Source organism: Streptomyces sp. NPDC085481 (assembly GCF_044541845.1).
Lineage (GTDB): Bacteria > Actinomycetota > Actinomycetes > Streptomycetales > Streptomycetaceae > Streptomyces.
This window is the reverse complement of the sequence record NZ_JBITTJ010000001.1, coordinates 234,428-255,388: the sequence shown is the minus strand read 5'-3', so window position 1 is coordinate 255,388 and position 20,961 is coordinate 234,428. Positions and strand designations below refer to the sequence as shown.

Annotated in this window: 19 protein-coding genes and 1 pseudogene; 11 read left to right on the top strand and 9 right to left on the bottom strand. The window is 73.8% G+C overall.

Annotated elements, in window-relative coordinates; genetic code table 11:
- Positions 1 to 61: 61 nt before the first annotated feature.
- Genes ACIGEZ_RS01200 through ACIGEZ_RS01185 form a run of 4 tightly spaced genes read left to right on the top strand, consistent with a single transcriptional unit; the run spans position 62 to position 3,814 of the window.
- Positions 62 to 1,198 (top strand): acyl-CoA dehydrogenase family protein, encoded by a 1,137-nt coding sequence (locus ACIGEZ_RS01200; RefSeq protein ID WP_399824473.1) that lies wholly within the window; start codon positions 62 to 64, stop codon positions 1,196 to 1,198.
- Positions 1,195 to 1,995, top strand: coding sequence for an SDR family oxidoreductase (locus ACIGEZ_RS01195; protein WP_399824471.1), 801 nt, complete (start codon positions 1,195 to 1,197; stop codon positions 1,993 to 1,995). Before ACIGEZ_RS01200 ends, ACIGEZ_RS01195 begins: the two co-directional genes overlap by 4 nt.
- Positions 1,996 to 2,010: 15 nt before the next feature.
- Positions 2,011 to 2,634 (top strand): TetR/AcrR family transcriptional regulator, encoded by a 624-nt coding sequence (locus tag ACIGEZ_RS01190; RefSeq protein WP_399824469.1) that lies wholly within the window; start codon positions 2,011 to 2,013, stop codon positions 2,632 to 2,634.
- A gap of 22 nt (positions 2,635 to 2,656) precedes the next feature.
- Positions 2,657 to 3,814, top strand: coding sequence for an acetyl-CoA C-acetyltransferase (locus tag ACIGEZ_RS01185; protein WP_399824468.1), 1,158 nt, complete (start codon positions 2,657 to 2,659; stop codon positions 3,812 to 3,814).
- Positions 3,815 to 3,860: 46 nt separating this feature from the next.
- On the opposite strand, the pseudogene ACIGEZ_RS01180 reads toward ACIGEZ_RS01185, so the two are convergent.
- The 6 genes and pseudogenes from ACIGEZ_RS01180 to ACIGEZ_RS01155 form a co-directional block, all read right to left on the bottom strand.
- Positions 3,861 to 4,358 (bottom strand): annotated as a pseudogene (locus ACIGEZ_RS01180) (transposase); the annotation flags it as partial.
- A 172-nt stretch (positions 4,359 to 4,530) separates the two neighbouring features.
- Positions 4,531 to 5,427 (bottom strand): tyrosine-protein phosphatase, encoded by an 897-nt coding sequence (locus ACIGEZ_RS01175; RefSeq protein ID WP_399824467.1) that lies wholly within the window; start codon positions 5,425 to 5,427, stop codon positions 4,531 to 4,533.
- A gap of 18 nt (positions 5,428 to 5,445) precedes the next feature.
- Positions 5,446 to 6,492 (bottom strand): NAD(P)H-dependent flavin oxidoreductase, encoded by a 1,047-nt coding sequence (locus ACIGEZ_RS01170; protein WP_399824466.1) that lies wholly within the window; start codon positions 6,490 to 6,492, stop codon positions 5,446 to 5,448.
- Entirely contained in the window at positions 6,492 to 7,205 is a 714-nt protein-coding gene (locus ACIGEZ_RS01165; RefSeq protein WP_399824465.1) for a CoA-transferase subunit beta, read from the bottom strand. The genes ACIGEZ_RS01170 and ACIGEZ_RS01165 overlap by 1 nt, the downstream gene beginning before the upstream one ends.
- Positions 7,202 to 8,056 carry a CoA transferase subunit A gene (locus ACIGEZ_RS01160; protein WP_399824464.1) on the bottom strand — a complete coding sequence of 285 codons (855 nt, stop codon included), beginning with the start codon at positions 8,054 to 8,056 and terminating at the stop codon, positions 7,202 to 7,204. Before ACIGEZ_RS01160 ends, ACIGEZ_RS01165 begins: the two co-directional genes overlap by 4 nt.
- Positions 8,053 to 8,802, bottom strand: coding sequence for an enoyl-CoA hydratase family protein (locus ACIGEZ_RS01155; RefSeq protein WP_399824463.1), 750 nt, complete (start codon positions 8,800 to 8,802; stop codon positions 8,053 to 8,055). The genes ACIGEZ_RS01160 and ACIGEZ_RS01155 overlap by 4 nt, the downstream gene beginning before the upstream one ends.
- A 66-nt stretch (positions 8,803 to 8,868) precedes the next feature.
- Here ACIGEZ_RS01155 and ACIGEZ_RS01150 point away from each other — a divergent pair, with 66 nt between their 5' ends.
- Both ACIGEZ_RS01150 and ACIGEZ_RS01145 read left to right on the top strand, forming a co-directional pair.
- The gene (locus tag ACIGEZ_RS01150) at positions 8,869 to 9,648 is read left to right on the top strand and encodes an SDR family oxidoreductase (RefSeq protein ID WP_399824462.1); all 780 of its coding nucleotides are present in this window, start codon (positions 8,869 to 8,871) and stop codon (positions 9,646 to 9,648) included.
- Positions 9,635 to 10,510, top strand: a complete 876-nt coding sequence (locus ACIGEZ_RS01145; RefSeq protein ID WP_399824460.1) for an SDR family oxidoreductase — start codon at positions 9,635 to 9,637, stop codon at positions 10,508 to 10,510. The genes ACIGEZ_RS01150 and ACIGEZ_RS01145 overlap by 14 nt, the downstream gene beginning before the upstream one ends.
- Positions 10,511 to 10,526: 16 nt before the next feature.
- On the opposite strand, the gene ACIGEZ_RS01140 is transcribed toward ACIGEZ_RS01145, so the two are convergent.
- Together ACIGEZ_RS01140 and ACIGEZ_RS01135 are read right to left on the bottom strand one after the other, a co-directional pair.
- Positions 10,527 to 12,029, bottom strand: a complete 1,503-nt coding sequence (locus ACIGEZ_RS01140; protein ID WP_399824459.1) for an ankyrin repeat domain-containing protein — start codon at positions 12,027 to 12,029, stop codon at positions 10,527 to 10,529.
- A 52-nt stretch (positions 12,030 to 12,081) separates the two neighbouring features.
- The gene (locus ACIGEZ_RS01135) at positions 12,082 to 12,906 is read right to left on the bottom strand and encodes a hypothetical protein (protein WP_399824457.1); all 825 of its coding nucleotides are present in this window, start codon (positions 12,904 to 12,906) and stop codon (positions 12,082 to 12,084) included.
- 171 nt (positions 12,907 to 13,077) lie between these two features.
- Here ACIGEZ_RS01135 and ACIGEZ_RS01130 point away from each other — a divergent pair, with 171 nt between their 5' ends.
- Positions 13,078 to 13,860, top strand: a complete 783-nt coding sequence (locus ACIGEZ_RS01130; protein ID WP_399824456.1) for a S1 family peptidase — start codon at positions 13,078 to 13,080, stop codon at positions 13,858 to 13,860.
- A 164-nt stretch (positions 13,861 to 14,024) separates the two neighbouring features.
- Here ACIGEZ_RS01130 and ACIGEZ_RS01125 read toward each other — a convergent pair whose 3' ends face one another.
- Positions 14,025 to 15,770 carry a beta-galactosidase family protein gene (locus ACIGEZ_RS01125; RefSeq protein WP_399824454.1) on the bottom strand — a complete coding sequence of 582 codons (1,746 nt, stop codon included), beginning with the start codon at positions 15,768 to 15,770 and terminating at the stop codon, positions 14,025 to 14,027.
- Between the two features lie 95 nt (positions 15,771 to 15,865).
- On the opposite strand from ACIGEZ_RS01125, the gene ACIGEZ_RS01120 reads away from it, so the two are divergent.
- From ACIGEZ_RS01120 to pepN, 4 genes are all read left to right on the top strand, one after another.
- On the top strand, positions 15,866 to 16,753 hold the full coding sequence (locus ACIGEZ_RS01120) for a helix-turn-helix domain-containing protein (protein ID WP_399824453.1): 888 nt from the start codon (positions 15,866 to 15,868) through the stop codon (positions 16,751 to 16,753).
- 11 nt (positions 16,754 to 16,764) lie between these two features.
- Positions 16,765 to 17,097, top strand: coding sequence for a chorismate mutase (locus ACIGEZ_RS01115; RefSeq protein WP_399824451.1), 333 nt, complete (start codon positions 16,765 to 16,767; stop codon positions 17,095 to 17,097).
- Positions 17,097 to 18,095 carry an asparaginase gene (locus ACIGEZ_RS01110; RefSeq protein WP_399824450.1) on the top strand — a complete coding sequence of 333 codons (999 nt, stop codon included), beginning with the start codon at positions 17,097 to 17,099 and terminating at the stop codon, positions 18,093 to 18,095. The genes ACIGEZ_RS01115 and ACIGEZ_RS01110 overlap by 1 nt, the downstream gene beginning before the upstream one ends.
- A gap of 116 nt (positions 18,096 to 18,211) precedes the next feature.
- Positions 18,212 to 20,695: an aminopeptidase N gene (pepN, locus tag ACIGEZ_RS01105; RefSeq protein ID WP_399824449.1), complete on the top strand. Its 2,484-nt coding sequence runs from the start codon at positions 18,212 to 18,214 to the stop codon at positions 20,693 to 20,695.
- Positions 20,696 to 20,961: the final 266 nt, after the last annotated feature.

Genomic DNA, 20,961 nt, shown 5'->3' with positions numbered 1-20,961 from the left:
CTCCCCGACTCCTTCCCTAACAAGTGTTTGGTAGGTTAACGTACGGCCCATGAGGAGCGCCATGAGCAGCGTCCAGGAGTTCCGCACCGAGGTACGGGACTGGCTACACGACCGGCTCCAGGGCGAGTTCGCCGATCTGAAGGGCCGCGGCGGCCCCGGCCGCGAGCACGAGGCCTTCGCCGAACGGCTCGCCTGGGAACGCCACATGGCCGCCCACGGCTGGACCTGCATCGGCTGGCCAGAGGAGCACGGCGGCCGCGGCGCGAGCATCGAGCAGCAGATCGCCTTCCACGAGGAGTACGCGCTCGCCGACGCCCCCGCCCGCGTCAACCACATCGGCGAACAGCTCCTCGGCCCCACCCTCATCGCCCACGGCACCGACGAGCAGAAGGCCCGCTTCCTGCCGCCCATCCGGGCCGTCGAGGAACTGTGGTGCCAGGGCTACAGCGAACCCGACGCCGGATCCGACCTCGCCGCCGTCCGCACCCGGGCCGTCCGCGAGGGCGACGCGTGGGTGCTGCACGGCCGCAAGATCTGGACCTCCCTCGCCCACGAGTCCCAGTGGTGCTTCGTGCTGGCCCGCACGGAACCGGGTTCCCGGCGCCACACGGGACTCTCCTACCTCCTCGTCCCGCTCGACCAGCCGGGCGTCGAGATCCGTCCGATCGTGCAGCTCACCGGCACCAGCGAGTTCAACGAGGTCCTCTTCGACGGCGCCCGCACCCCCGCCGCCCACGTCGTCGGCGCCCCCGGCGACGGCTGGCGGATCGCCCTGGCCACCCTCGGCTACGAGCGGGGCGTGTCCACCCTCGGCCAGCAGGTCGGCTTCCGCCGCGAGCTGGAGGCCCTCGTCGCGCTCGCCCGCGCCAACGGCGCCGCCGCCGACCCGCTCATCCGCGAGCGCCTCGTCCGCGCCTGGACGGGCCTGCGCGCGATGCGCGCCAACGCCCTGCACGGCACCGAACCCTCCATGGCCAAGCTCTACTGGTCCCACTGGCACCGCGACCTCGGCGAACTCGCCATGGCCGTCCGCGGCGCCGGCGCCACCCTCGCCGCCGGCGAGCCGTACGAACTCGACGACTGGCAGCGGCTGTTCCTCTTCTCCCGCGCCGACACCCTCTACGCCGGATCGAGCGAGATCCAGCGCGACATCATCGCCGAGCGGGTGCTCGGCCTCCCGAAGGAGCCGCGCCCATGACCCGTACGCCCGCGCCGCCGCCTCCGCCCTACGTCCCCGGGCACGGCCTGCTCGCCGGCCGCACCGCCGTCGTCACCGCCGCCGCGGGCGCCGGCATCGGCGGCGCCACCGCACGCCGCCTCCTGGAGGAGGGCGCCCGCGTCGTCGTCAGCGACGCCCACGCCCGCCGCCTCAAGGAGACCGAAGCCGCCCTCGCCGGCGAGTTCGGCGCCGACCGGGTCGCCGCCCAGGCCTGCGACGTCACCGACGAGACCCAGGTCCAGGCCCTCCACGACACCGCCGTACGGCTCCACGGCGGGCTCGACATCCTCGTCCACAACGCCGGCCTCGGCGGCACCGCCGCACTCGCCGACATGACCGACGAGCAGTGGAACCGCGTCCTCGACGTCACCCTGAACGGCACGTTCCGCTGCACCCGCGCCGCCCTGCGCCACTTCCGGGAGACCGGGCGCGGCGGGGTGATCGTCAACAACGCCTCCGTCGTCGGCTGGCGTGCCCAGGCCGGGCAGGCCCACTACGCCGCCGCCAAGGCCGGGGTGATGGCCCTGACCCGCTGCGCCGCGATCGAGGCCGCCGAGTACGGGGTGCGCGTCAACGCCGTCGCGCCCTCGCTCGCCATGCACCCGCACCTGGTCAAGGTCACCTCCGCCGAGCTGCTCGCCGAACTCACCGAGCGGGAGGCCTTCGGGAGGTACGCCCAGCCCTGGGAGGTCGCCAACGTCATCGTCTTCCTGGCCAGCGGCTACTCCTCGTACATGACCGGCGAGACGGTCTCCGTCAGCAGTCAGCACCCGTAGGACCAGAATGGACGTGTGCCGAAGACTGCCAGCAAGAAGAAGACCCAGGTGACCGCCTCGCCCGAGCGGCGGCGCGAGCTCCTGGACACGGCGGCCGAGGTGTTCGCCGCCCAGGGTTACAACGCCACCACCGTCCGCAAGATCGCCGACGCCGCCGGCATGCTCGCCGGCAGCCTCTACTACCACTTCGATTCCAAGGAGTCGATGCTCGACGAGATCCTCTCCACCTTCCTCGACGAGCTCTGGGACGGGTACGACACCGTCCTCGCCGCCGGACTCGGCCCCCGGGAGACCATCGAGGCCCTCGTCACCGAGTCCTTCCGGGAGATCGACCGGCACCGCGCCGCCGTCGCCATCTACCAGAAGGAGTCCCGCCACCTGGTCGACCAGCCCCGCTTCCACTACCTCGCCGACTCGCAGGTCAAGTTCGAGAAGGCCTGGCTCGGCACCCTGGAGCGCGGGGTCGAGGCCCGGGTCTTCCGCGCCGACCTCGACGTCCGGCTCACCTACCGGTTCGTGCGCGACACCGTCTGGGTCGCCGCGTCCTGGTACCGCCCGGGCGGACAGCACAGCCCCGAGGAGATCGCCCGCCAGTACCTGTCGATGGTGCTCGACGGGATCGCCGTACGAACCGGATAGACCACCCACAGGAGGAACTGCCATGGCCGAGGCCTATATCGTCGACGCGGTCCGCACCCCCGTGGGCCGCCGCAGGGGCGGCCTCGGCGCCGTCCACCCGGCGGACCTCGGCGCGCACGTCCTGAAGGCCCTCGTCGAGCGCACCGGCGTCGACCCGGCCGCCGTCGAGGACGTCGTCTTCGGCTGCCTCGACACCGTCGGACCGCAGGCCGGCGACATCGCCCGCACCAGCTGGCTCGCGGCCGGACTGCCCGAGGAGGTCCCCGGCGTCACGATCGACCGCCAGTGCGGCTCCTCCCAGCAGGCCGTCCACTTCGCCGCCCAGGGCGTGCTGTCCGGCACCCAGGACCTGGTGGTCGCGGGCGGCACACAGAACATGACCATGATCCCCATCGCTTTCGCCTCCCGGCAGGCCGCCGAACCGCTCGGCCTCACCGAGGGCCCGTACGCCGGCTCCGAGGGCTGGCGCGCGCGGTACGGGGACGCGCCGGTCAACCAGTTCCACGGCGCCGAGCTGATCGCCGCCAAGTGGGGCATCACCCGCCGCGAACAGGAGGAGTTCGCCCTCCGCTCGCACCAGCGGGCGCTGCGTGCCATCGACGAGGGCCGCTTCGCCCGCGAGACCGCCGCCTACGGCCCCGTCACCGCCGACGAGGGCCCGCGCCGGGACACGAGCCTGGAGAAGATGGCCACCCTCAAGCCGGTCGTCGAAGGCGGCACCATCACCGCCGCCTGCTCCTCCCAGGTCTCCGACGGCGCCGCCGCCATGCTCCTCGCGAGCGACCACGCCGTACGGGAACACGGACTCACCCCCCGCGCCCGCATCCACCACCTCTCGGTGCGCGGCGAGGACCCGATCCGCATGCTCTCCGCGCCCATACCCGCGACCGCCCACGCCCTGCAGAAGACCGGCCTGACCATCGACGACATCGACCTGGTCGAGATCAACGAGGCCTTCGCCCCGGTCGTCCTGGCCTGGCTGAAGGAGACCGGCGCCGACCCGGACCGCGTCAACGTCAACGGCGGCGCCATCGCCCTCGGCCACCCGCTCGGCGCCACCGGCGTCAAGCTGATGACGACCCTCCTGCACGAACTGGAACGCACGGGCGGCCGCTACGGCCTCCAGACCATGTGCGAGGGCGGCGGCCAGGCGAACGTGACGATCATCGAGCGCCTCTAGGACCCCCCCTACGGCGGCGGCCCGCACCCCGGGAGAGGGATGCTGGTGTCTCGTTGACCAGCTCCAGCCAGTTCAGAGCCCGCGCTGAGGACTCCACGTGGGTGGAGTCGGTGCGAGCGCGGCCGGCGGTCTTCAGCAGCCCTTTCTCGCGGCAGCCGACAAGGATGCCGTCCAGCACCCGCGGCCCGGCATCCGCCCCGATCAGACGGTCTCTGAACTCCGAGAGCACCGAGAAGTCGAAACCCGGATCACCCAGGTCCAGGCCCAAGGCGTACTTGTAGTCGATCCTGGCCCGCACCGCTTCCGCGGCCTGCCGGTCGGTCAGCCCCTCGACGAACTGCAACACCAGCACCAGCGCGAGGCGGCCCGGTGACCAAGCGGGCCTGCCACGCGTCGGGAACAGGTCCGCGAACTCATCATCGGTGAACAGCAGCCCCAGCTCGTCCCTCACCCGGATCGCCAGACTGCCCTTCGGGAACGCGGCCCGCGCCACCCGTACCGTCTCCGCGGGGATCTCCTCAGACCCCTTCGGCTGCATCGACACCCGCACCCACCCCATACGACAACGTCGGCCTTCAAGACCACAACCAGGTCTCGAAGGCCGACGTCACGCCGCAGAGGGGCCCAATTGACCAACTGCGTCCCCGGGAGAGGGCGCGGGCCGCTCGCCGTACGGCTCCCCGGGGCCGGCCCCGGGGAGATCCGACAGGCACGGGCTAGCTGACCAGGCGGTTCCTGAGCCCCGCCAGGACCCCGATGTCCAGGCCCAGGCCGGTGGTGGCGTAGCGGTAGAGGGTGCCGTAGGCGTTGCGGACCTCGGTCAGGGCCGCGTCCAGGTAGGCCTGGCGGACCTCCTGGAGGGGGATGATCAGGTCCGGGTTCTGCATCAGGCCGCCCTGCTTCAGGCCCTCGCGGACCCGGGCGTCGTAGGCGGCGCGGAAGGTGTTGGAGGCCAGGTAGTCCTCGGTGGCCGTGCGCTCGGGGACGCCGACGAGATTGAGGATCAGCCAGCTCGTCCAGCCCGTACGGTCCTTGCCCGAGGTGCAGTGGTAGAGCACCGGTGCCGCGCCCGGCTGGGCGAGCTCGCGCAGCGTCGCGCCGAGGCGTTCGCGGTTGGCCGCGCTGGTGACGAAGGTGCGGTACACCTCGGTCATGAACGCCGCCGCCCGGCCGCCGCCCAGCATCTGCTCCTGCCGCACCGGGTCGCGCGAGCCGATCGCCGCGAGCAGCTGGCCGAACAGGCCGTTGTCGGTGAGGGAGCGGGAGACGCCCGCGACACCGGCCGGCAGCCGGTCCGCGCCGTCGTACTGCACCTCGAGGGGGATCCGGAAGTCGATCACCCGGCCGAGGCCGAGACCGCCGATCGTGGCCACGTCGGCGTCGGTCAGCTTGCCGAGGTGGTCGCCGCGGTAGACCAGGCCGTGCCGGAACCTGGCCCCGTCGTAGGTGAGGTAGCCGCCCAGGTCACGGACGTTGACCGCGCCCTGGAGCGGGATCTGCCGGATGGCGTTCGCGGTGCGGACCCGTGGTCCGGCCAGGACGGGCGGGGCGGCGATCGCCAGGATCGCGGTGGCACCCGCGGTGCTCAGCAGTGCGCGTCTCGACAGAGACATGGCTGACTCCCTTGAGCCTTAGAGAGAGGGAAGGGTACGGAGCACGTGCGCGGCCTCGGACATGATCCGGGTGACGAGTTCCTCGCAGCTCGGCAGGTCCTCGATCACCCCCGCGACCTGTCCGGAGGCCATGACGCCGAGGTCGGTGCGGCCCTCGACCATGGAAGCCTTCAGGAGCATCGGGGTGTTCGCGGCGAGCAGGACCTGGCTCCAGGACAGGTCCTTGCCGTGGCGCATCGCCAGGCCGTCGCGGACCATCGCCGCCCACGAGAGCCCGGAGATCCTGCGGAAGCCGGCCGCCCGGCGCACGGCCTGCGCCAGCGCCCGTACCCGGCCCGCCCGTTCGAGCGCGGCGACCATCTCGGTGCGGAGCATCCGGTGCGGGAGGCCGTCCACGGCGGTGGTCACGGTGATGTCCCCGACCGTCGCCGACAGGTACCTCGCCTTGACCGCGTCCGGCACCGTCGAATCCGCCGTCAGCAGGAAACGCGTGCCCATCGCGATCCCCGCCGCCCCGTACGACAACGCAGCCACCAGGCCCCGCCCGTCGTGGAAGCCGCCGGCGGCGACCACCGGGATGTCCACCGCGTCCACCACCTGCGGCAGCAGTACGGTCGTGGCGACCTCGCCGGTGTGCCCGCCGCCCTCGCCGCCCTGCACGATCACCGCGTCCGCGCCCCAGGCCGCCACTTTCTCGGCGTGCCGGCGTGCCCCGACGGAGGGGATGACGACGACCCCGGCGTCCTTCAGTTCGGCGATCAGCTCGCGGGACGGCGCGAGGGCGAAGGAGGCGACCCGTACGCCCTCGTCGACGATGATCCGGACCCGCTCCCGGGCGTCGCCCGCGTCCGCCCGCAGGTTGACCCCGAAGGGCCGGTCCGTACGGGACTTCACCTCGCGGACCGCCGCGCGCAGCTCGTCCACGGTCATGGTCGCGGAGGCGAGCACGCCGAGGGCGCCCGCGTTCGCGCTGGCCGAGACGAGCCGGGGGCCCGCGACCCAGCCCATGCCGGTCTGCACGATCGGGTGGCGGACACCGACCAGTTTGGTGAGCGGCGTCTCCATCAGACCCTGACCTCACGGTTCCTGAGGCCCTGCGGGTCGATCACCTCGCGGATCAGCCGCAGTTCGGCGTCCTCCGGCTCGCGCGTGTACGGCACCTCCCCGTCCACCACGAGCTCGAAGCCGGTCGCCGCCCGGACCTCGGCCACCGTCACGCCCGGGTGGACGGACGCCAGCCGCATCGCGTGGCCGGGCGTCTCGAAGTCGAGGACGGCGAGGTCGGTGACGACCCGGGGGAGGCGGTGGTAGGGGCCGACGGCATGGTCGTAACCGACCCCGCTGATCATGTCGACGCGCTCGACGAACACCCGGGGGGAGTGCTTGGGGATCCAGTAGCTGACCGGGTTGTTGAGCGTGTTGACGGGCGCGCCGCGCACGCCGAGGAGCTGGCGGGCGGGCCGCTCCCAGTCGCCGATGCAGGAGATGTTCTGGTTGCCGTACCGGTCGATCTGGCTGGCGCCCATCATCACGTGCCGCCGCCCGCCGGTGACCACGGCGAGGTGCCTGCGGTACGGCAGCCAGCCCTCGGGCTCGCCGTCGAGGCCGACGAGCAGGGCCTCGCCGTCGGTGAGCAGCAGGTCGGGGGAGAAGGTGCGCTTGGCCAGCCGGGCGCCGAGGGACGGGATGAGGCCCATGGGGCTGGCGAGCACCTCGCCGTTGTCGCGCCAGGCCTCGGCGCAGGCGATCACGCAGTATTCGGCTCGGCTGGTCGTCACCGCTGCTCCTCGCGCTCGTCGTGCCAGGTCCGTACGGCGGCCTGGTAGTCGTCCTCGCTCTTGCCGGACAGGAAGCGCTCGGCGAACTCGGGCCAGGGGGTGGTGGCGTAGAGCCGCTGGAAGGGCTCGTCGCGGTCGTGATCGGGGACGCAGGAGGTGAAGTGGGCCCCGTTCGGGGTCTCGACGACGCCGGTGACGCTGTGCCGGCTCACGAGCAGGGTCTGCGGCACCACGTCGGGGCCGAAGGAGTCCACGACCTTCTCGCAGGAGACGTACGCGGTGTCGGCGGCCTCGCAGAACAGGTCGTCGAAGTACGGGTCGGGGCCGAGGTACTGCCCGTTGCCGAGCCGGTCGGCGCGGTTGAGGTGCACCAGCGCGGCGTCCATGCGCAGGGCGGGCACGGCGACGAACTCCTCGCCGTCCTCGTACGGCGAGGTGACCGTCCGCAGACCGGGGTTGACCCGCATCACGTCCGAGCCGAGCCCGGCCCGCACCGGCAGGAAGGGCAGCCGGTTGGCGGCGGCGTGCAGACCCCACATGAACATCGCCTCGTCGAGCTCGGTGAGCTCGAAGGCGCCGCTCTCGCGGGCCGCCCGGAAGTGGGGTTCGAGGGGAATGGAGTCGAGGGTCGCGAAAGGGGCGACCAGCCGGCGGATCCGGCCGGCCGCGGCGAGCAGGCCGACGTCGGGGCCGCCGTACGAGATCACCGTGAGATCCGTGATCCCGGACCGGAGCAGCGCTCTGACCAGGGCCATGGGCTTGCGCCGCGAGCCCCAGCCGCCGATGCCGACGGTCATGCCGGAGCGGAGTCGTCCGACGACGTCCTCGGGGGTCATGGTCTTGTCGGTCACCGTGAGCTCTCCGTCCCGAAGGTGTCGCGGACCCGGTCGGCGACGCCGCTGAGGTTCGCCTCGAAGGTGAAGCCCTGCTCGAAGCGGTAGCTGCGGCGCACGTCGACGGGGTCGATGCCGTTGATGGCGGCCTTGGCGAGCCGGATCAGGGTGCCGTCCTTCGCGGCGATCTCGCCCGCCAGCTCCAGTGCCGCCTCCAGGAGTTCCGTGCGCGGCACGACCCTCCAGACCGAGCCGTGGGCGTGCAGCTCGTGCGCGGTGGCGGTGCGCGAGGTGTAGTAGAGGGCGCGCATCAGGTGCTGGGGGACGAGCCGGGCCAGATGGGTGGCGGCGCCGAGCGCCCCCCGGTCGAGTTCGGGCAGACCGAAGACGGCGTCGTCGGCGGCGACGATCGCGTCGGCGTTGCCGGCGAGCCCGATGCCGCCGCCGAGGCAGTGGCCGCCGACCGCCGCGACGACCGGCACCTCGCAGTCGTAGACCGCCGCGAACGCCTCCGCGCAGCCGCGGTTGACGGCGACCAGCGAGCCGTGGCCGGGATCGCGCTGCAGCTCCTTGATGTCGACGCCCGCGTTGAAGCCGCGGCCCTCGGCGGCGAGCACGACACAGCGGATCTCCTGGTCGCGCCCGGCGGCGCGGACGGCGTCGGCGAGCTCGTACCAGCCCCGTACGGGAAGGGCGTTGACGGGCGGGTGGTCGACGGTGACGAGCGCGACGCCCTTGCCGGGGCGTGAGGTGGAGACACCCATGAGCGGATCAGCTACCTTTCCACCAAACGTTTGTTAGGTGAGGTCCTGGGAGGAAGGTAGCAGCCGATGGAGCTGGACGGGAGGGTCGCCGTCGTCACCGGCGGAACCCGCGGGGTCGGCGCGGGCATCGCCCGGGCCTTTCTGCGGGCCGGCGCCGAGGTCGTGGTCTGCGCCCGCAGACCCCCGGACGAACCGGTCGCCGCGGCCGGCCGCACGGCCCGCTTCCACCCGCTCGACCTGCGGGAACCGGAGGCCGTACGCGGCTTCTTCGGCGAGCTCGCCGAGCGGTGCGGCCGGCTCGACACCCTCGTCAACAACGCCGGCGGCACGCCGTACCGCCTCCTGGGCGAGGGCGAACCCGACCGCCACGCCAGAGTCGTCGAGCTGAACCTCACCGTCCCCCTCACCGTCTCCCTCGCCGCCCACGAGCTGCTCCGCGCCGCCCGCGGCTCGGTCGTCATGATCGGCAGCGTCAGCGGCACCCGCCCCTCGCCGGGCACCGCCGCCTACGGCGCCGCCAAGGCCGGCCTGGAGAACCTGGCCCGCTCCATGGCCGTGGAATGGGCCCCCGACGTGCGGGTCAACACGCTGGTCCTCGGCATGGTCAGGACCGAGCTGTCCCACCTCCACTACGGCGACGCCGACGGCATCGCCGCCGTCGGCAGGACCGTGCCGCTGGGCCGGCTCGCCGAGCCGGCCGACATCGGGGAGGCGGCGGTCTTCCTCGCCTCCGACCGGGCGGCCTACGTCACGGGAGCCTCGCTCCTGGTGCACGGGGGCGGGGAGCGCCCCGCCTTCCTGGATGCCGCAAACGTCAACAAGGAGAGCCGAGATGGGTCTGTGTGACGAGCGAGTGGTGATCGTGACCGGCGCGGGCCGGGGGCTCGGCAGGGCCCACGCCCTCGCCTTCGCGGCCGAGGGCGCCCGGGTCGTCGTCAACGACCTCGGCGTCGGCCTCGACGGCCGCCCCGGCCCCGACAGCCCGGCCGCGCGGGTCGTCGAGGAGATCAGGGCCGCCGGCGGCGAGGCCGTCGCCCACGGCGGCGACATCGCCACCGGGGACGGGGCCGCGTCCCTGGTGGCGACCGCCCTGGAGACGTTCGGCCGGCTCGACACCCTCGTCAACAACGCCGGGTTCCTGCGCGACCGCATGCTCGTCAACCTGGACGAGGACGACTTCGACGCGGTCCTCCGCGTCCACGTGAAGGGCCACTTCCTGCCGCTCAGGCAGGCCGCCGCCCACTGGCGCGCCGAGGCCAAGGCGGGCCGCCCGGTGGCCGCCCGGGTGGTCAACACCACCTCGGGGGCGGGCCTGCTCGGCAGCGTCGGCCAGGGCAACTACGCCGCCGCCAAGGCCGGCATCGTCGGCCTGACCCTGGTCGCCGCCGCCGAGATGGGCCGCTACGGCGTCCAGGTCAACGCCATCGCCCCGGCCGCAAGGACCCGCATGACCGAAGAGACCTTCGCCGGCCTCGCCGCCCTCCCGGAGGACGTCTCCCCCCTGGTGGTCTGGCTCGGCTCCGCGGCCTCGGCGGGCGTCACCGGCCGCGTCTTCGAGGCCGAGGGCGGCCGCCTCACCGTCATGGAGGGCTGGCGCCCCGGCCCCACCGCCGACAAGGGCGCCCGCCGCACCCCGGCCGAGGCGGGCGAAGCGGCCCTCGAGCTCCTGGCGCAGGCGGAGCCGCCGCAGGCGGTGTACGGCGCGTAGCGCGTACGACGCCCCCTCAGCGGCAGCGCGGTGCCGTCCACTCCAGGCGGGTCCGAATCCGCGGATCCCGTACGTGTTCCAGGGCGGCCAGGGCCGTCTCACGGGGCGTGCCGTCCGGGTCGCCGTCGGCCAGGACACGGGCCAGGGCCTCGACGGCGCGCGGGTCCTGACGGATGGCCAGGCCGCGGGCGGCCTCGGCGGCGGTCTCCGGGTCCGGGTCGGCGAGGCGGGCGGCGAGGGCCTCGCGCAGGGCGGGGGTGTCGTCGGGGAGCTCGGCGAGGGCCAGGGTGGCCCAGTCGCGGACCCGGGGCTCGTGGTCCCGGCTCAGGCCGACCAGGACGGCGACGGCCTCGCCGTGCCCGGCCGGGACGAGACCGGTGAGCGAGGCGGCCACTTGGCGGCGTACCTCGGGCTCGGGATGCCGGGCGAGCCCGAGCAGTTCGGGCACGGCACCCGGGTCCGCGCAGTCGCCGAGCGCGGTGGCGAGGGAGAGGGCGGGCTCACGGGCGGCGGCGGTGGGTCCGCCCGCCCCCGCCCCCTCGCCCGGGGCCCCGGCCGCCGCCAGGCTCCGCAGCACCGGCACCGCCCGCGCCGCGAAGCCGGGCAGGGCGGCCAGCACGCGCGCGCCCAGGGCGCGGCGCAGCGGATCGGGGCTCGCGCACCAGGCGGCGGCCGCCGTGAAGGCGGGCTCGTCGCCCCGGGCCGCGAGGGCGGCGACCGCCGTGGTCCAGTCGTCCTGCTCCGGGTCGCCGCAGCGCAGCGCCCGGGCGGCCAGCTCCTCGTGCGGGACGCGGATGCCGAGGGCGCCCTCCAGGAGGGTGGCGATGGCCGCGTGGCCGGTCTGGCGCTCGTCGCCGCGGCCCGGGGCGCCGTCCTCGCGCAGCAGCTCGACGACCACGGTCACCCCGCCGTCCTCGGGGACCCGCCGCACCACCGCCTCGTACGTGTCCCCGGCGCCGCCGCCCTCGACCAGCCCGCGCCGCAGCACGGCCGCCATGTCGGCGCCGATCCACCGCCGGGCCTCGTCGAGGGCCTCCGCCACGTTCCCCGCGCCGTGGTCGAGCAGTGCCCGCACGCACGGGGTCGAGCCGCGGCGGGCGGCGGCGACGAGCGGAGCGAGCCCGTCGGGGCCGGGCCGGCCGGGGGAGGCGCCGGCTTCGAGGAGGGCGCGGACGGTGTCGGCGTGGCCGAGGCGTACCGCCCAGGCCAGGGCGGTGAAGCCGAAGCCCTCCTCCTGGTCCGGGTCCGCGCCCCCGGCGAGCAGCGCCCGTACCACCTCCGTATGACCCCCGCAGGCGGCCCCGCACAGCGGCAGGTCGGTGTCGTCCTCGCCGCTCGCACGTCCGGGGTCGGCGCCGGCGGCGAGGAGCAGCCGGACGGCGACCGGGTGGTTTCCGACGGCCGCCCGGTACAGCGGGGTCTCGTCGTCCTCCCTCGCCTCGGGGTCCGACCCCTCCCGCAGGGCCCGGACCACCCCGTCGTCGTCCCCGCGCCACAGCGCCTCGAACAGCTTGCTCATGCGCCGACCTTCACCCGAAGCGCCCGAACGGCGCAAATACATGGCCCGTTCGCTACGGCGCGCACTCCAGGACCGTGCGGCACACCCCGCACCGCGCCTTCACCCGCCGCCCCGGTGCCACGCGCAGCCGCTGGCAGCACACCGGGCAGCGGAACACGCCGTCGCCCACCGCCCGGGCGCGCCGGCGGGCCGCCCACCCGGCGCCGGCGAGCGGCGGGCGCCGCCAGTCGCGGGCGGCCTCGTCCCGGCCCCGCACCCACGCGTCGTACGCCACCGCGCTGGTGAACCACGGCGAAGGGTCCTCCCCGAAGGCCTCGGCCCGTTTGGCCAGGACGTAGCCGAACTCCTCCGGCGTCAGGTAGCCGAGCTTCTGGCTCGACATGCCGTCCTGCCGGAAGGCGTCGAGGAGCAGCCAGCCCGCGCCGAGGTACGTCGTGACGACGTCGGTGAGGATCTCGTTCTCCCTGGTCGTGGGGAAGGCGAGGCCGAGGCGGTGGAGCAGGACGTGGGTGATCTCGTGGGCGAGGGCCGCGCCGATGTCCCGGCGGTGGTGCCGGAAGCGGTCGTTGAGCTCGACGAAGTACTCGGGGCCGGAGGTCAGTCCGACGCTCGCCGCGTGCTCCATCGTGCGGAAGCTCACCACCATCCGGGCGTCGGGAAGCCGCAGGTGGCGGACGAGGGCCCGGGCCGCGCGCTGGGTGCCGAGGAACAGCTCCGCCGGGTCCTCCACGGCGACGTCGGAGGCCGGGACGCTCGTCTCGTAGCGCCGTACGCCGTCGGGGGAGAGCCGCCGGTAGAGGGCGGTGATCGCGGCCCGGACCGTGTCGAGGTGCTCGAAGCCGTGGACCACACGGGAGACTTCATCGCTGTGCGGCAAAGCGACCACCCCCTGATGTCCAGGGTACGGGCGGCGCCCATGTCCCCGCGTGTCCCCCATCTGGCCGAAAAGGCCTCCTTGTGACGCCCGTTGCGCGCTGTCCATAATCCGGACCAGTTCTTGACGGGCACATGCCATCAAGATCAACCCCCCATGAAAGAAGGCAGTCGAATGCAGAAGAACAGACTGGTTCGCGCACTGCAGAAACTCGCCGCGGCCGGCGCCGTCGTCCTCGCCGCCGTCAGCCTCCAGCCCACCACCGCCTCCGCGGCTCCCGCGCCGGTCGTCGGCGGCGTCCGCGCCGCCCAGGGCGAGTTCCCCTGGATGGTCCGGCTTTCCATGGGCTGTGGCGGCTCCCTGATCACCCCTCAGGTCGTGCTCACCGCCGCGCACTGCGTGAACGGCTCCGGCAACAACACCAGCATCACCGCCACCGCCGGTGTCGTGGACCTCCAGTCCGGCAGCGCCATCAAGGTCCGCTCGACCAAGGTCTACCAGGCCCCCGGCTACAACGGCCAGGGCAAGGACTGGGCCCTCATCAAGCTCGCCTCGCCGATCAGCAGCCTGCCCAACCTGAAGATCGCCGAGACCACCGCGTACAACAACGGCACCTTCACCGTGGCCGGCTGGGGCGCCACCCGCGAGGGCGGCGGCCAGCAGCGGTACCTGCGCAAGGCGACCGTCCCGTTCGTCTCGGACGCCGACTGCCAGTCCGCGTACGGCAGCTCCCTCGTCCCGGGCGAGGAGATCTGCGCCGGCTTCGACGAGGGCGGCGTCGACACCTGCCAGGGTGACTCCGGCGGCCCGATGTTCCGCAAGGACAACAGCAACGCCTGGGTCCAGGTCGGCATCGTGAGCTGGGGCGAGGGCTGTGCCCGCGCCGGCTACCCCGGTGTCTACACCGAGGTCTCCACCTTCGCCTCCGCGATCAAGGCCGCGGCGGCATCGCTGTGACCCCCTGAACGACATCGGGTGCCCGGGGCCTCGCGCCCCGGGCACCCGCGCGTACGAGGACGCCCCCGGCACGCGGCGCACGCGGCCCCCGCTCCCCTGCACGGCCGCCCGCGGCGCCCGAACCGGCACTGCCCGTTTGCGGCGGCCCGCCCCGCGGCGTTGCCCTACGCCAGCTCCACCGCGCCCCCCGCCCCGCCCTCCAGCTCGAGCACCCACACCTCGTTGGCGCCCTCCCGCAGCACCGGGCCCGGCACGAACAGCGAATCCTGCGGGCCCGCGTTCCAGTAGCGGCCCAGGCAGAAGCCGCCCACCCACACGAAGCCGCGGGTCCACCCCGGCAGCCGAAGCGCCGCGTCGCCCGGCGACGGGACGTTCAGGGTGCCCCGGTACAGGCCCGGCCCCGCCGCCGCGGGGACCTCGCCGAACGGCACCCTCCCCACCGCCCCGGCCTCGAACGCGTCGAGCCGCAGCCCCCGCGCCCGCACCCCGTGCAGATACTGCCGCTCGTGCCGCACCCCGCCCGTGATGCCCTTGGCCTCCGCCTGCCGCGGCCCGTAGTTGACCCGGCCGAGGGACTCCACCCACAGCTCCACCACCGCGGGCCCCGCCACCGGCTCCGGCAGCTCCGCCTCCTCCGCCTCGAGCACCCCGGCCAGAGCCCCGTCCACGTACACCGTCGCCCGGTCCCGCAGCCCCGTCACCGCCAGCGGATACGGCTGCCGCGGGCCCGGCACCTCGAGCCGGTAGCGGACCAGACCCCGGTCCACCCCCAGCTCCTCGAAGGTCGGCGGCACCGGCGTGTCCGACTCCTCGTCGCCCAGCACCGCCAGGACCTCCGGCAGCGGCGCCCAGCCGTCCGGCGCACCGGCCACCGGCGCGCCGATCCGCACCGGCGGCTCCGGCACCTCGGGCAGCGGCCCCTCCGCGTACTCGGCGAGCACCTCGCGGAACCGCCAGAACTTCTGCGTCGGCAGCCCCGCCTCGTCGACCGGCGCGTCGTAGTCGTACGAGGTCACCGTCGGCCGCAGCGCCCCCTCGTGAAGGCGTCCCGCCCGGTTCGCCCCCGCCCACCCGGCGAAGCTCGTGCCGCCGTGCGCCATGTAGACGTTCACCGACGCCCCGCACTCCAGGATCTCCCGAAGCGTCGCCGCCGCGTCCGCCGCGTCCCGCCCGACGTGCTTCGTGCCCCAGTGGTCGAACCAGCCGCACCAGAACTCCATGCACATCAGCGGCCCCTCCGGCCGGTGCCGCCGCAGCGTCTCGAACGCCTCCCGCGCCCCCGAGCCGAAGTTCGCCGTCGCCAGCACCCCCGGCACCGAACCGCCCGTCAGCATGTGGTCCTCCGGGCCGTCCGAGGTGAACAGCGGCACCTCCACGCCACAGGCGAGCAGCAGGTCCTTCATGTGCCGCAGATACCCGGCGTCCGTGCCGTAACTGCCGTACTCGTTCTCCACCTGCACCAGGATCACCGGGCCGCCCCGCCCGATCTGCCGCTCCACCACCTGCGGCAGCAGCCGGCGGAACCAGCGGTCCACGTGCACCAGGAACTCCGCGTCGTCCGTCCGCACCCGCCGGCCGAGCCGCCCCGTCAGCCAGTGCGGCAGTCCGCCGTTCTCCCACTCGGCGCAGATGTACGGGCCGGGGCGCACGATCGCCCACATCCCCGCCCGCTCCACCGCGTCCAGGAAGCGGCCGAGCGCGCCCACGTCCCCGTACCGGCCCGGCTCCGGCTCGTACAGGTTCCACGGCACGTACGTCTCGACACAGTTGAGGCCCATCGCGCGCAGCATCCCGAGCCGGTGCTCCCACTGCTCCTCGTGCACCCGGAAGTAGTGCAGCGCTCCCGAGAGGAGCCGCACCGGCCGCCCGTCGAGGAGAAAGTCCTCGTCACCCACCACGAACTCGCTCATGCGCCTCACCTTCGCCCTCTGGCGGCGGACCGGTCCATGGACAAAGATCGTCGCAGTTTGGACGTTCAGTCGGGTGCTCGGGAGGCTGCCGCGCGATGTACCACACCTGGATGCGCTACTTCACGCCCGGCCCCGTCCACCACCGCCTCGGCCTGGTCTGCCTCGGCGTCGGACTCCAGCACGGCGCGCTGCCCGCCGTCGGCCCGCGCACCCTCGACCACCACGTCGCCGTCGTCGTCAGCTCCGGCAGCGGCTGGTACCGGGGCCCCGACGGCCGCCGCACCACCGTCACCGCGCCCGCGCTGATCTGGCTCACCCCCGGCGCCCCGCACCACTACTCCGCCGACCCCGGCACCGGCTGGGACGAGTCCTTCGTCGACTTCACCGGTCCCGCCACCGCCACCTACACCGAACTCGGCTACATCGAACCCGAGCGGCCCGTCGTCCCCCTCTCCGACGCCGCCCCCGCCCGCGCCGCCATCGGCCGCATCGCCCGCGCCGCCCGCCCCGGCAACCCCCTCCTGGAGGTCGAGACCGCCGCCGCCGTCCACGAACTCCTCGTCGCCCTGCGCCGCGCCCGCGCCGACACCAACGCCGACGGCGCCCCCGTCCTCGCCGCCCTCGCCCGTGACGCCTTCACCCGCCTCACCGTCGCCGAACACGCCACCCGGCACGGCATGACCCCCGCCGAGCTGCGCACCGCCGTCCGTCGCGCCGCCGGCTGCAGCCCCAAGGACTACCTGCTCACCGTCCGCCTCGGCCGCGCCAAGGAGCTGCTCGCCGCCACCGACCTGCCCGTCGCAGCCGTCGCCCGCCGGGTCGGCTACGACGACCCCGCCTACTTCTCCCGGCTCTTCACCCGTCGCGTCGGCACCGCCCCGATCCGCTTCCGCGAGCAGCAGGGCAGGACCGTCCACGGCGGCTGGAGCAACACCGTTCCGGATCCCGAACACCCGCCCACGATCCCCCCGAGATCCGGATAGGCTCGCCCATCATGAGCGAGACCAGTGACCCCAGCGCCACCACCGGCATCGACGAGTCCGTACGCGCCGAGCTGACCCGGCTGCGGGAGAGCATCGACAACATCGACGCGGCGGTCGTCCACATGCTCGCCGAACGCTTCAAGTGCACCCAGCAGGTCGGCGTCCTCAAGGCCGAGCACAACCTGCCGCCCGCCGACGCGGCCCGCGAGGCGCGCCAGATCGCCCGGCTGCGCGAACTCGCCGAGAGCGCGAAACTGGACCCGGCGTTCGCGGAGAAGCTGCTGAACTTCATCATCGCGGAGGTCATCCGCCACCACGAGACGATCGCGGACGGAGCACGCTGATGGCGCGCGTCACCGTATTCACGCTGGGGGGAACCATCTCCGCGCGAGGCGGTGACGCGACGCGCATGACCGGCACCGAGGTGCTCGCCGAGCTCGGTGCGGCCACCGGCCCCGACCTCGACGTCGAGCTGCGCGACTTCCGCCGGGTGCCCAGCTCCTCGCTCTCCTTCGAGGACCTGGCCGAGCTCGCCGACGAGGTGCGGGCGACCGTCGCCGCCGGCTCCGGCGTCGTCGTCGTCCAGGGCACCGACACCCTGGAGGAGACCGCCTTCCTCCTCGACCTGCTGTGCACCACCGAACAGCCGGTCGTCGTCACCGGCGCCATGCGCCGCCCCGACCTGCCCGGCGCCGACGGCCCCGCCAACCTCGCCGCGGCCCTCGCCGTCGCCGCCGCCCCCGGCTGCCGCGGCCTCGGCGTCCTCGTGGTCCTCGCCGACGAGATCCACGCCGCCCGCTTCGCCCACAAGAGCCACACCACCTCCGTCGCCACCTTCGCCTCGCCCGGCGCGGGCCCCCTCGGCGCCGTCGTGGAGGGCGAACCGCGCATCCTGCTCCGCCCCGCCGGAGCGGCCGCGCCGTGCCACCTCTCCTTCGACCCCGCCGTACGGGTCGCCCTCCTCACCCTCTCGGTCGGCGACCGCGGCGACCTCCTCGACACCGTCGCCGAGCGGTACGACGGCCTGGTCGTCGCCGCCTTCGGCGCGGGCCACGTCCCCGGCTGGCTCGTCGAGCCGCTGGCCGCGCTCGCCGAGCGGATGCCGGTCGTCCTCGCCTCCCGTACGGGCGCGGGCGCCACCCTCTCGCACACCTACCGCGGCCCCGGCTCCGAGTACGACCTGCTGCACCGCGGCCTCGTCCCGGCCGGCCCGCTCGCCCCCGTCAAGGCCCGGCTGCTGCTGCACGCCCTGCTCTCCAGCGGCGCCAAGGGACCCGCCGGCTACGACCGGCCCCGGATCTCCGCGGCCTTCGCCCACCTCGACGGCACGGGCCTGGCCTAGGGGCGTCCCGGGCCTCCGGCGGACCGGCGGATCAGGCCCTAACCGGGCAACATGGCGCAATCGGGCATTGCGGGATCGCCGTACCCCTGCCCGGTCTCATCAGGCAGCATGGGCCCATGTCCGTACTGACGCGCGACGAAGCGCAGACCCGTGCCCAGCTCCTCGACGTCCACCACTACACCGTGGACCTCGACCTCACCACCGGCGACGAGACCTTCGAGTCCACCAGCCTCATCAGGTTCACCGCCCGCGCCGCCGGGGACACCTTCGTCGAGCTCAAGCCGGAAACCCTCCACTCCGCCGTCCTCGACGGCGAGCGGCTCGACCCCGCGGCCCTCGACGGCAACCGGCTCTCCCTCACCCTCACCGAAGGCGAGCACACCCTCAGCATCGCCACCACCATGCGCTACTCGCGCACCGGCGAGGGCATGCACCGCTTCACCGACCCCACCGACGGCGAGGCGTACGTCTACACCCAGCTGTTCATGGAGGACGTCCAGCGCGTCTTCGCCGCCTTCGACCAGCCCGACCTCAAAGCCGTCTTCGAGGTCTCCGTCACCGCCCCCGACGGCTGGACCGTCCTGTCCAACGGCATCACCGAGCAGCAGTCCGACGGCCGCTGGACCGCCGCCCCCACCCCGCTGCTCTCCACCTACTTCGTCTGCGTCGCCGCCGGACCCTGGCACTCGGTCCGCACCGAGCACGCCGGCCTGCCCTTCGGCATCCACTGCCGCCGCTCGCTCGCCCCCCACCTCGACGCCGACGCCGACGAGATCCTCGACATCACCAAGGCCTGCTTCGACCGCTACCACGAGAAGTTCGACGAGCCGTACCCCTTCGACTCGTACGACCAGGCCTTCGTCCCCGAGTTCAACGCGGGCGCCATGGAGAACCCCGGACTCGTCACCTTCCGCGACGAGTTCGTCTTCCGCTCCGCCGTCACCGACACCGAGCGGATGACCCGCGCCATGGTCATCGCCCACGAGATGGCCCACATGTGGTTCGGCGACCTCGTCACCCTGCGCTGGTGGGACGACATCTGGCTCAACGAGTCCTTCGCCGAGTACATGGGCTTCCAGACCGTCAACGAGGCCTGCTCCGACCGTTTCGCCGACACCTGGATCGACTTCGGCGTCACGCGCAAGGCCTGGGGTTACGAGGCCGACCAGCGCCCCTCCACCCACCCGGTCGCCCCCGACCCCGACGCCGTCCCCGACACCGCCTCCGCCCTCCTCAACTTCGACGGCATCTCCTACGCCAAGGGCGCCTCGGCGCTGCGGCAGCTCGTCGCCTGGATGGGCGAGAAGGACTTCCTCGCCGGCATCAACATCCACTTCAAGCGGCACCGGTTCGGCAACGCCACCCTCGCCGACTTCATCGACAACCTGGCCGCCGCCACCGACCGCGACGTCCACGGCTGGGCCGAGCAGTGGCTGCGCACCACCGGCGTCGACACCCTCACCCCGCGCCTCACGGGCGAGGGCAACCGCTGGCGGCTCGGCGTGGACCACGACGGCAGCCGGCCGCACCGCCTCTCCGTCGGCGTGTACGACCGCGACGCCGCCGGCGACCTCGTGCTGCGCGAGCGGCCGTGGGCCGACGTCCCGCAGGAGGCCCCGCTCGACCTCACCGGCCCGCGCCCGGCCCTCGTGGTCCTCAACGACGCCGACCTCACGTACGCGAAGATGCGCTTCGACGAGGTGTCCGAGGAGACGGCGCTGCGCTCGCTGTCCCGCATCCCCGACGCGCTGACCCGAGCCGTCGTCTGGAACAACCTGCGCGATACGGTCCGCGACGGCGTCCTCGAGCCCTCCGCCTACCTGGAGACCGCCCGCGCCCACCTCTGCGGCGAGACCGAACTCGCCGTCGTGCAGGGCGTCCTGGGCTTCGCCCGAACGCAGATCGCCGACCGCTACCTCTCCGAGGCCGACCGGCCCGCCGCCCTCGCCACGATCTGCGAGATCGCCCGCGACCTGATGCGCCGCACCGAGGACGGCGAGGCGCCCGGCCTGCGCCTGACCGCCGTACGCACCTACATCGACAGCGCCACCACCCCCGACAAGATCGCCTCCTGGCTCGAGGAAGGCACCGTCCACGGCGGCCCCGAGCTCGACCCCGAGCTCCGCTGGCGCATCCTCGCCCGCCTCGCGGTCCTCGGCGCGACCGACGAGGCCGCGATCGCCGCCGAGCTCGACCGCGACCCGAGCGCCAGCGGCCAGGAGGGCGCCGCCCGCTGTCGCGCCGCCCTGCCGACGGCGGAGGCGAAGGCGGCCGCATGGGCGGCGATGTTCGACACCGACGACCTCTCCAACTACCTGTTCACGGCCACCGCCCAGGGCTTCTGGAAGCCCGAACAGTCCGACCTGGTACGGGACTACGTCGCCCGCTTCTACCCCGCCGCCACCGCCCTCGCCACCCGCCGGGGCCCCGCCATGGCCGAGGCGGCAGGCCGCTGGGCCTTCCCCTCCTACGCGATCGACGCGACCTCCCTGACCCTGGGCGAGCGCCACCTCGCGCAGACCCCCACCACCCCGGCCCTCCACCGCAAACTCGTCGACCAGCTCGACGACCTGCGCCGGGCCCTGCGGGTCCGCGGCTAGCCGCGGGGCCGGGCCCCGCCCGCGCCGGGGCCCACCCCGCCGTCGGGCCCCGGGCAGTCGTCCCACAGGCGGGACGGGCGGGCGCAACCCGACCACCGGGCCGCACCCGCCCCCTCTGCCGCACCCGCCCCCCTCTGCCGCACCCGCCCCCTCTGCCGCACCCGTCCCCTACTACCGGGGCACGGCGCCCAGTACAGAGCCCGTGTCCCCCGTTCGGGGTACACGACCGTACTCTCCGGACAAACCCCGACAACCCCCGGCACCCT

Coding starts and splice junctions, on each gene's coding strand:
- pepN (WP_399824449.1), top strand. CDS start 18,212: ATGTCCGTACTGACGCGCGACGAAGCGCAGACCCGTGCCCAGCTCCTC.
- ACIGEZ_RS01120 (WP_399824453.1), top strand. CDS start 15,866: ATGTACCACACCTGGATGCGCTACTTCACGCCCGGCCCCGTCCACCAC.
- ACIGEZ_RS01150 (WP_399824462.1), top strand. CDS start 8,869: ATGGAGCTGGACGGGAGGGTCGCCGTCGTCACCGGCGGAACCCGCGGG.
- ACIGEZ_RS01175 (WP_399824467.1), bottom strand. CDS start 5,427: ATGTCTCTGTCGAGACGCGCACTGCTGAGCACCGCGGGTGCCACCGCG.
- ACIGEZ_RS01195 (WP_399824471.1), top strand. CDS start 1,195: ATGACCCGTACGCCCGCGCCGCCGCCTCCGCCCTACGTCCCCGGGCAC.
- ACIGEZ_RS01185 (WP_399824468.1), top strand. CDS start 2,657: ATGGCCGAGGCCTATATCGTCGACGCGGTCCGCACCCCCGTGGGCCGC.
- ACIGEZ_RS01115 (WP_399824451.1), top strand. CDS start 16,765: ATGAGCGAGACCAGTGACCCCAGCGCCACCACCGGCATCGACGAGTCC.
- ACIGEZ_RS01130 (WP_399824456.1), top strand. CDS start 13,078: ATGCAGAAGAACAGACTGGTTCGCGCACTGCAGAAACTCGCCGCGGCC.
- ACIGEZ_RS01145 (WP_399824460.1), top strand. CDS start 9,635: ATGGGTCTGTGTGACGAGCGAGTGGTGATCGTGACCGGCGCGGGCCGG.
- ACIGEZ_RS01125 (WP_399824454.1), bottom strand. CDS start 15,770: ATGAGCGAGTTCGTGGTGGGTGACGAGGACTTTCTCCTCGACGGGCGG.
- ACIGEZ_RS01170 (WP_399824466.1), bottom strand. CDS start 6,492: ATGGAGACGCCGCTCACCAAACTGGTCGGTGTCCGCCACCCGATCGTG.
- ACIGEZ_RS01200 (WP_399824473.1), top strand. CDS start 62: ATGAGCAGCGTCCAGGAGTTCCGCACCGAGGTACGGGACTGGCTACAC.
- ACIGEZ_RS01155 (WP_399824463.1), bottom strand. CDS start 8,802: ATGGGTGTCTCCACCTCACGCCCCGGCAAGGGCGTCGCGCTCGTCACC.
- ACIGEZ_RS01140 (WP_399824459.1), bottom strand. CDS start 12,029: ATGAGCAAGCTGTTCGAGGCGCTGTGGCGCGGGGACGACGACGGGGTG.
- ACIGEZ_RS01110 (WP_399824450.1), top strand. CDS start 17,097: ATGGCGCGCGTCACCGTATTCACGCTGGGGGGAACCATCTCCGCGCGA.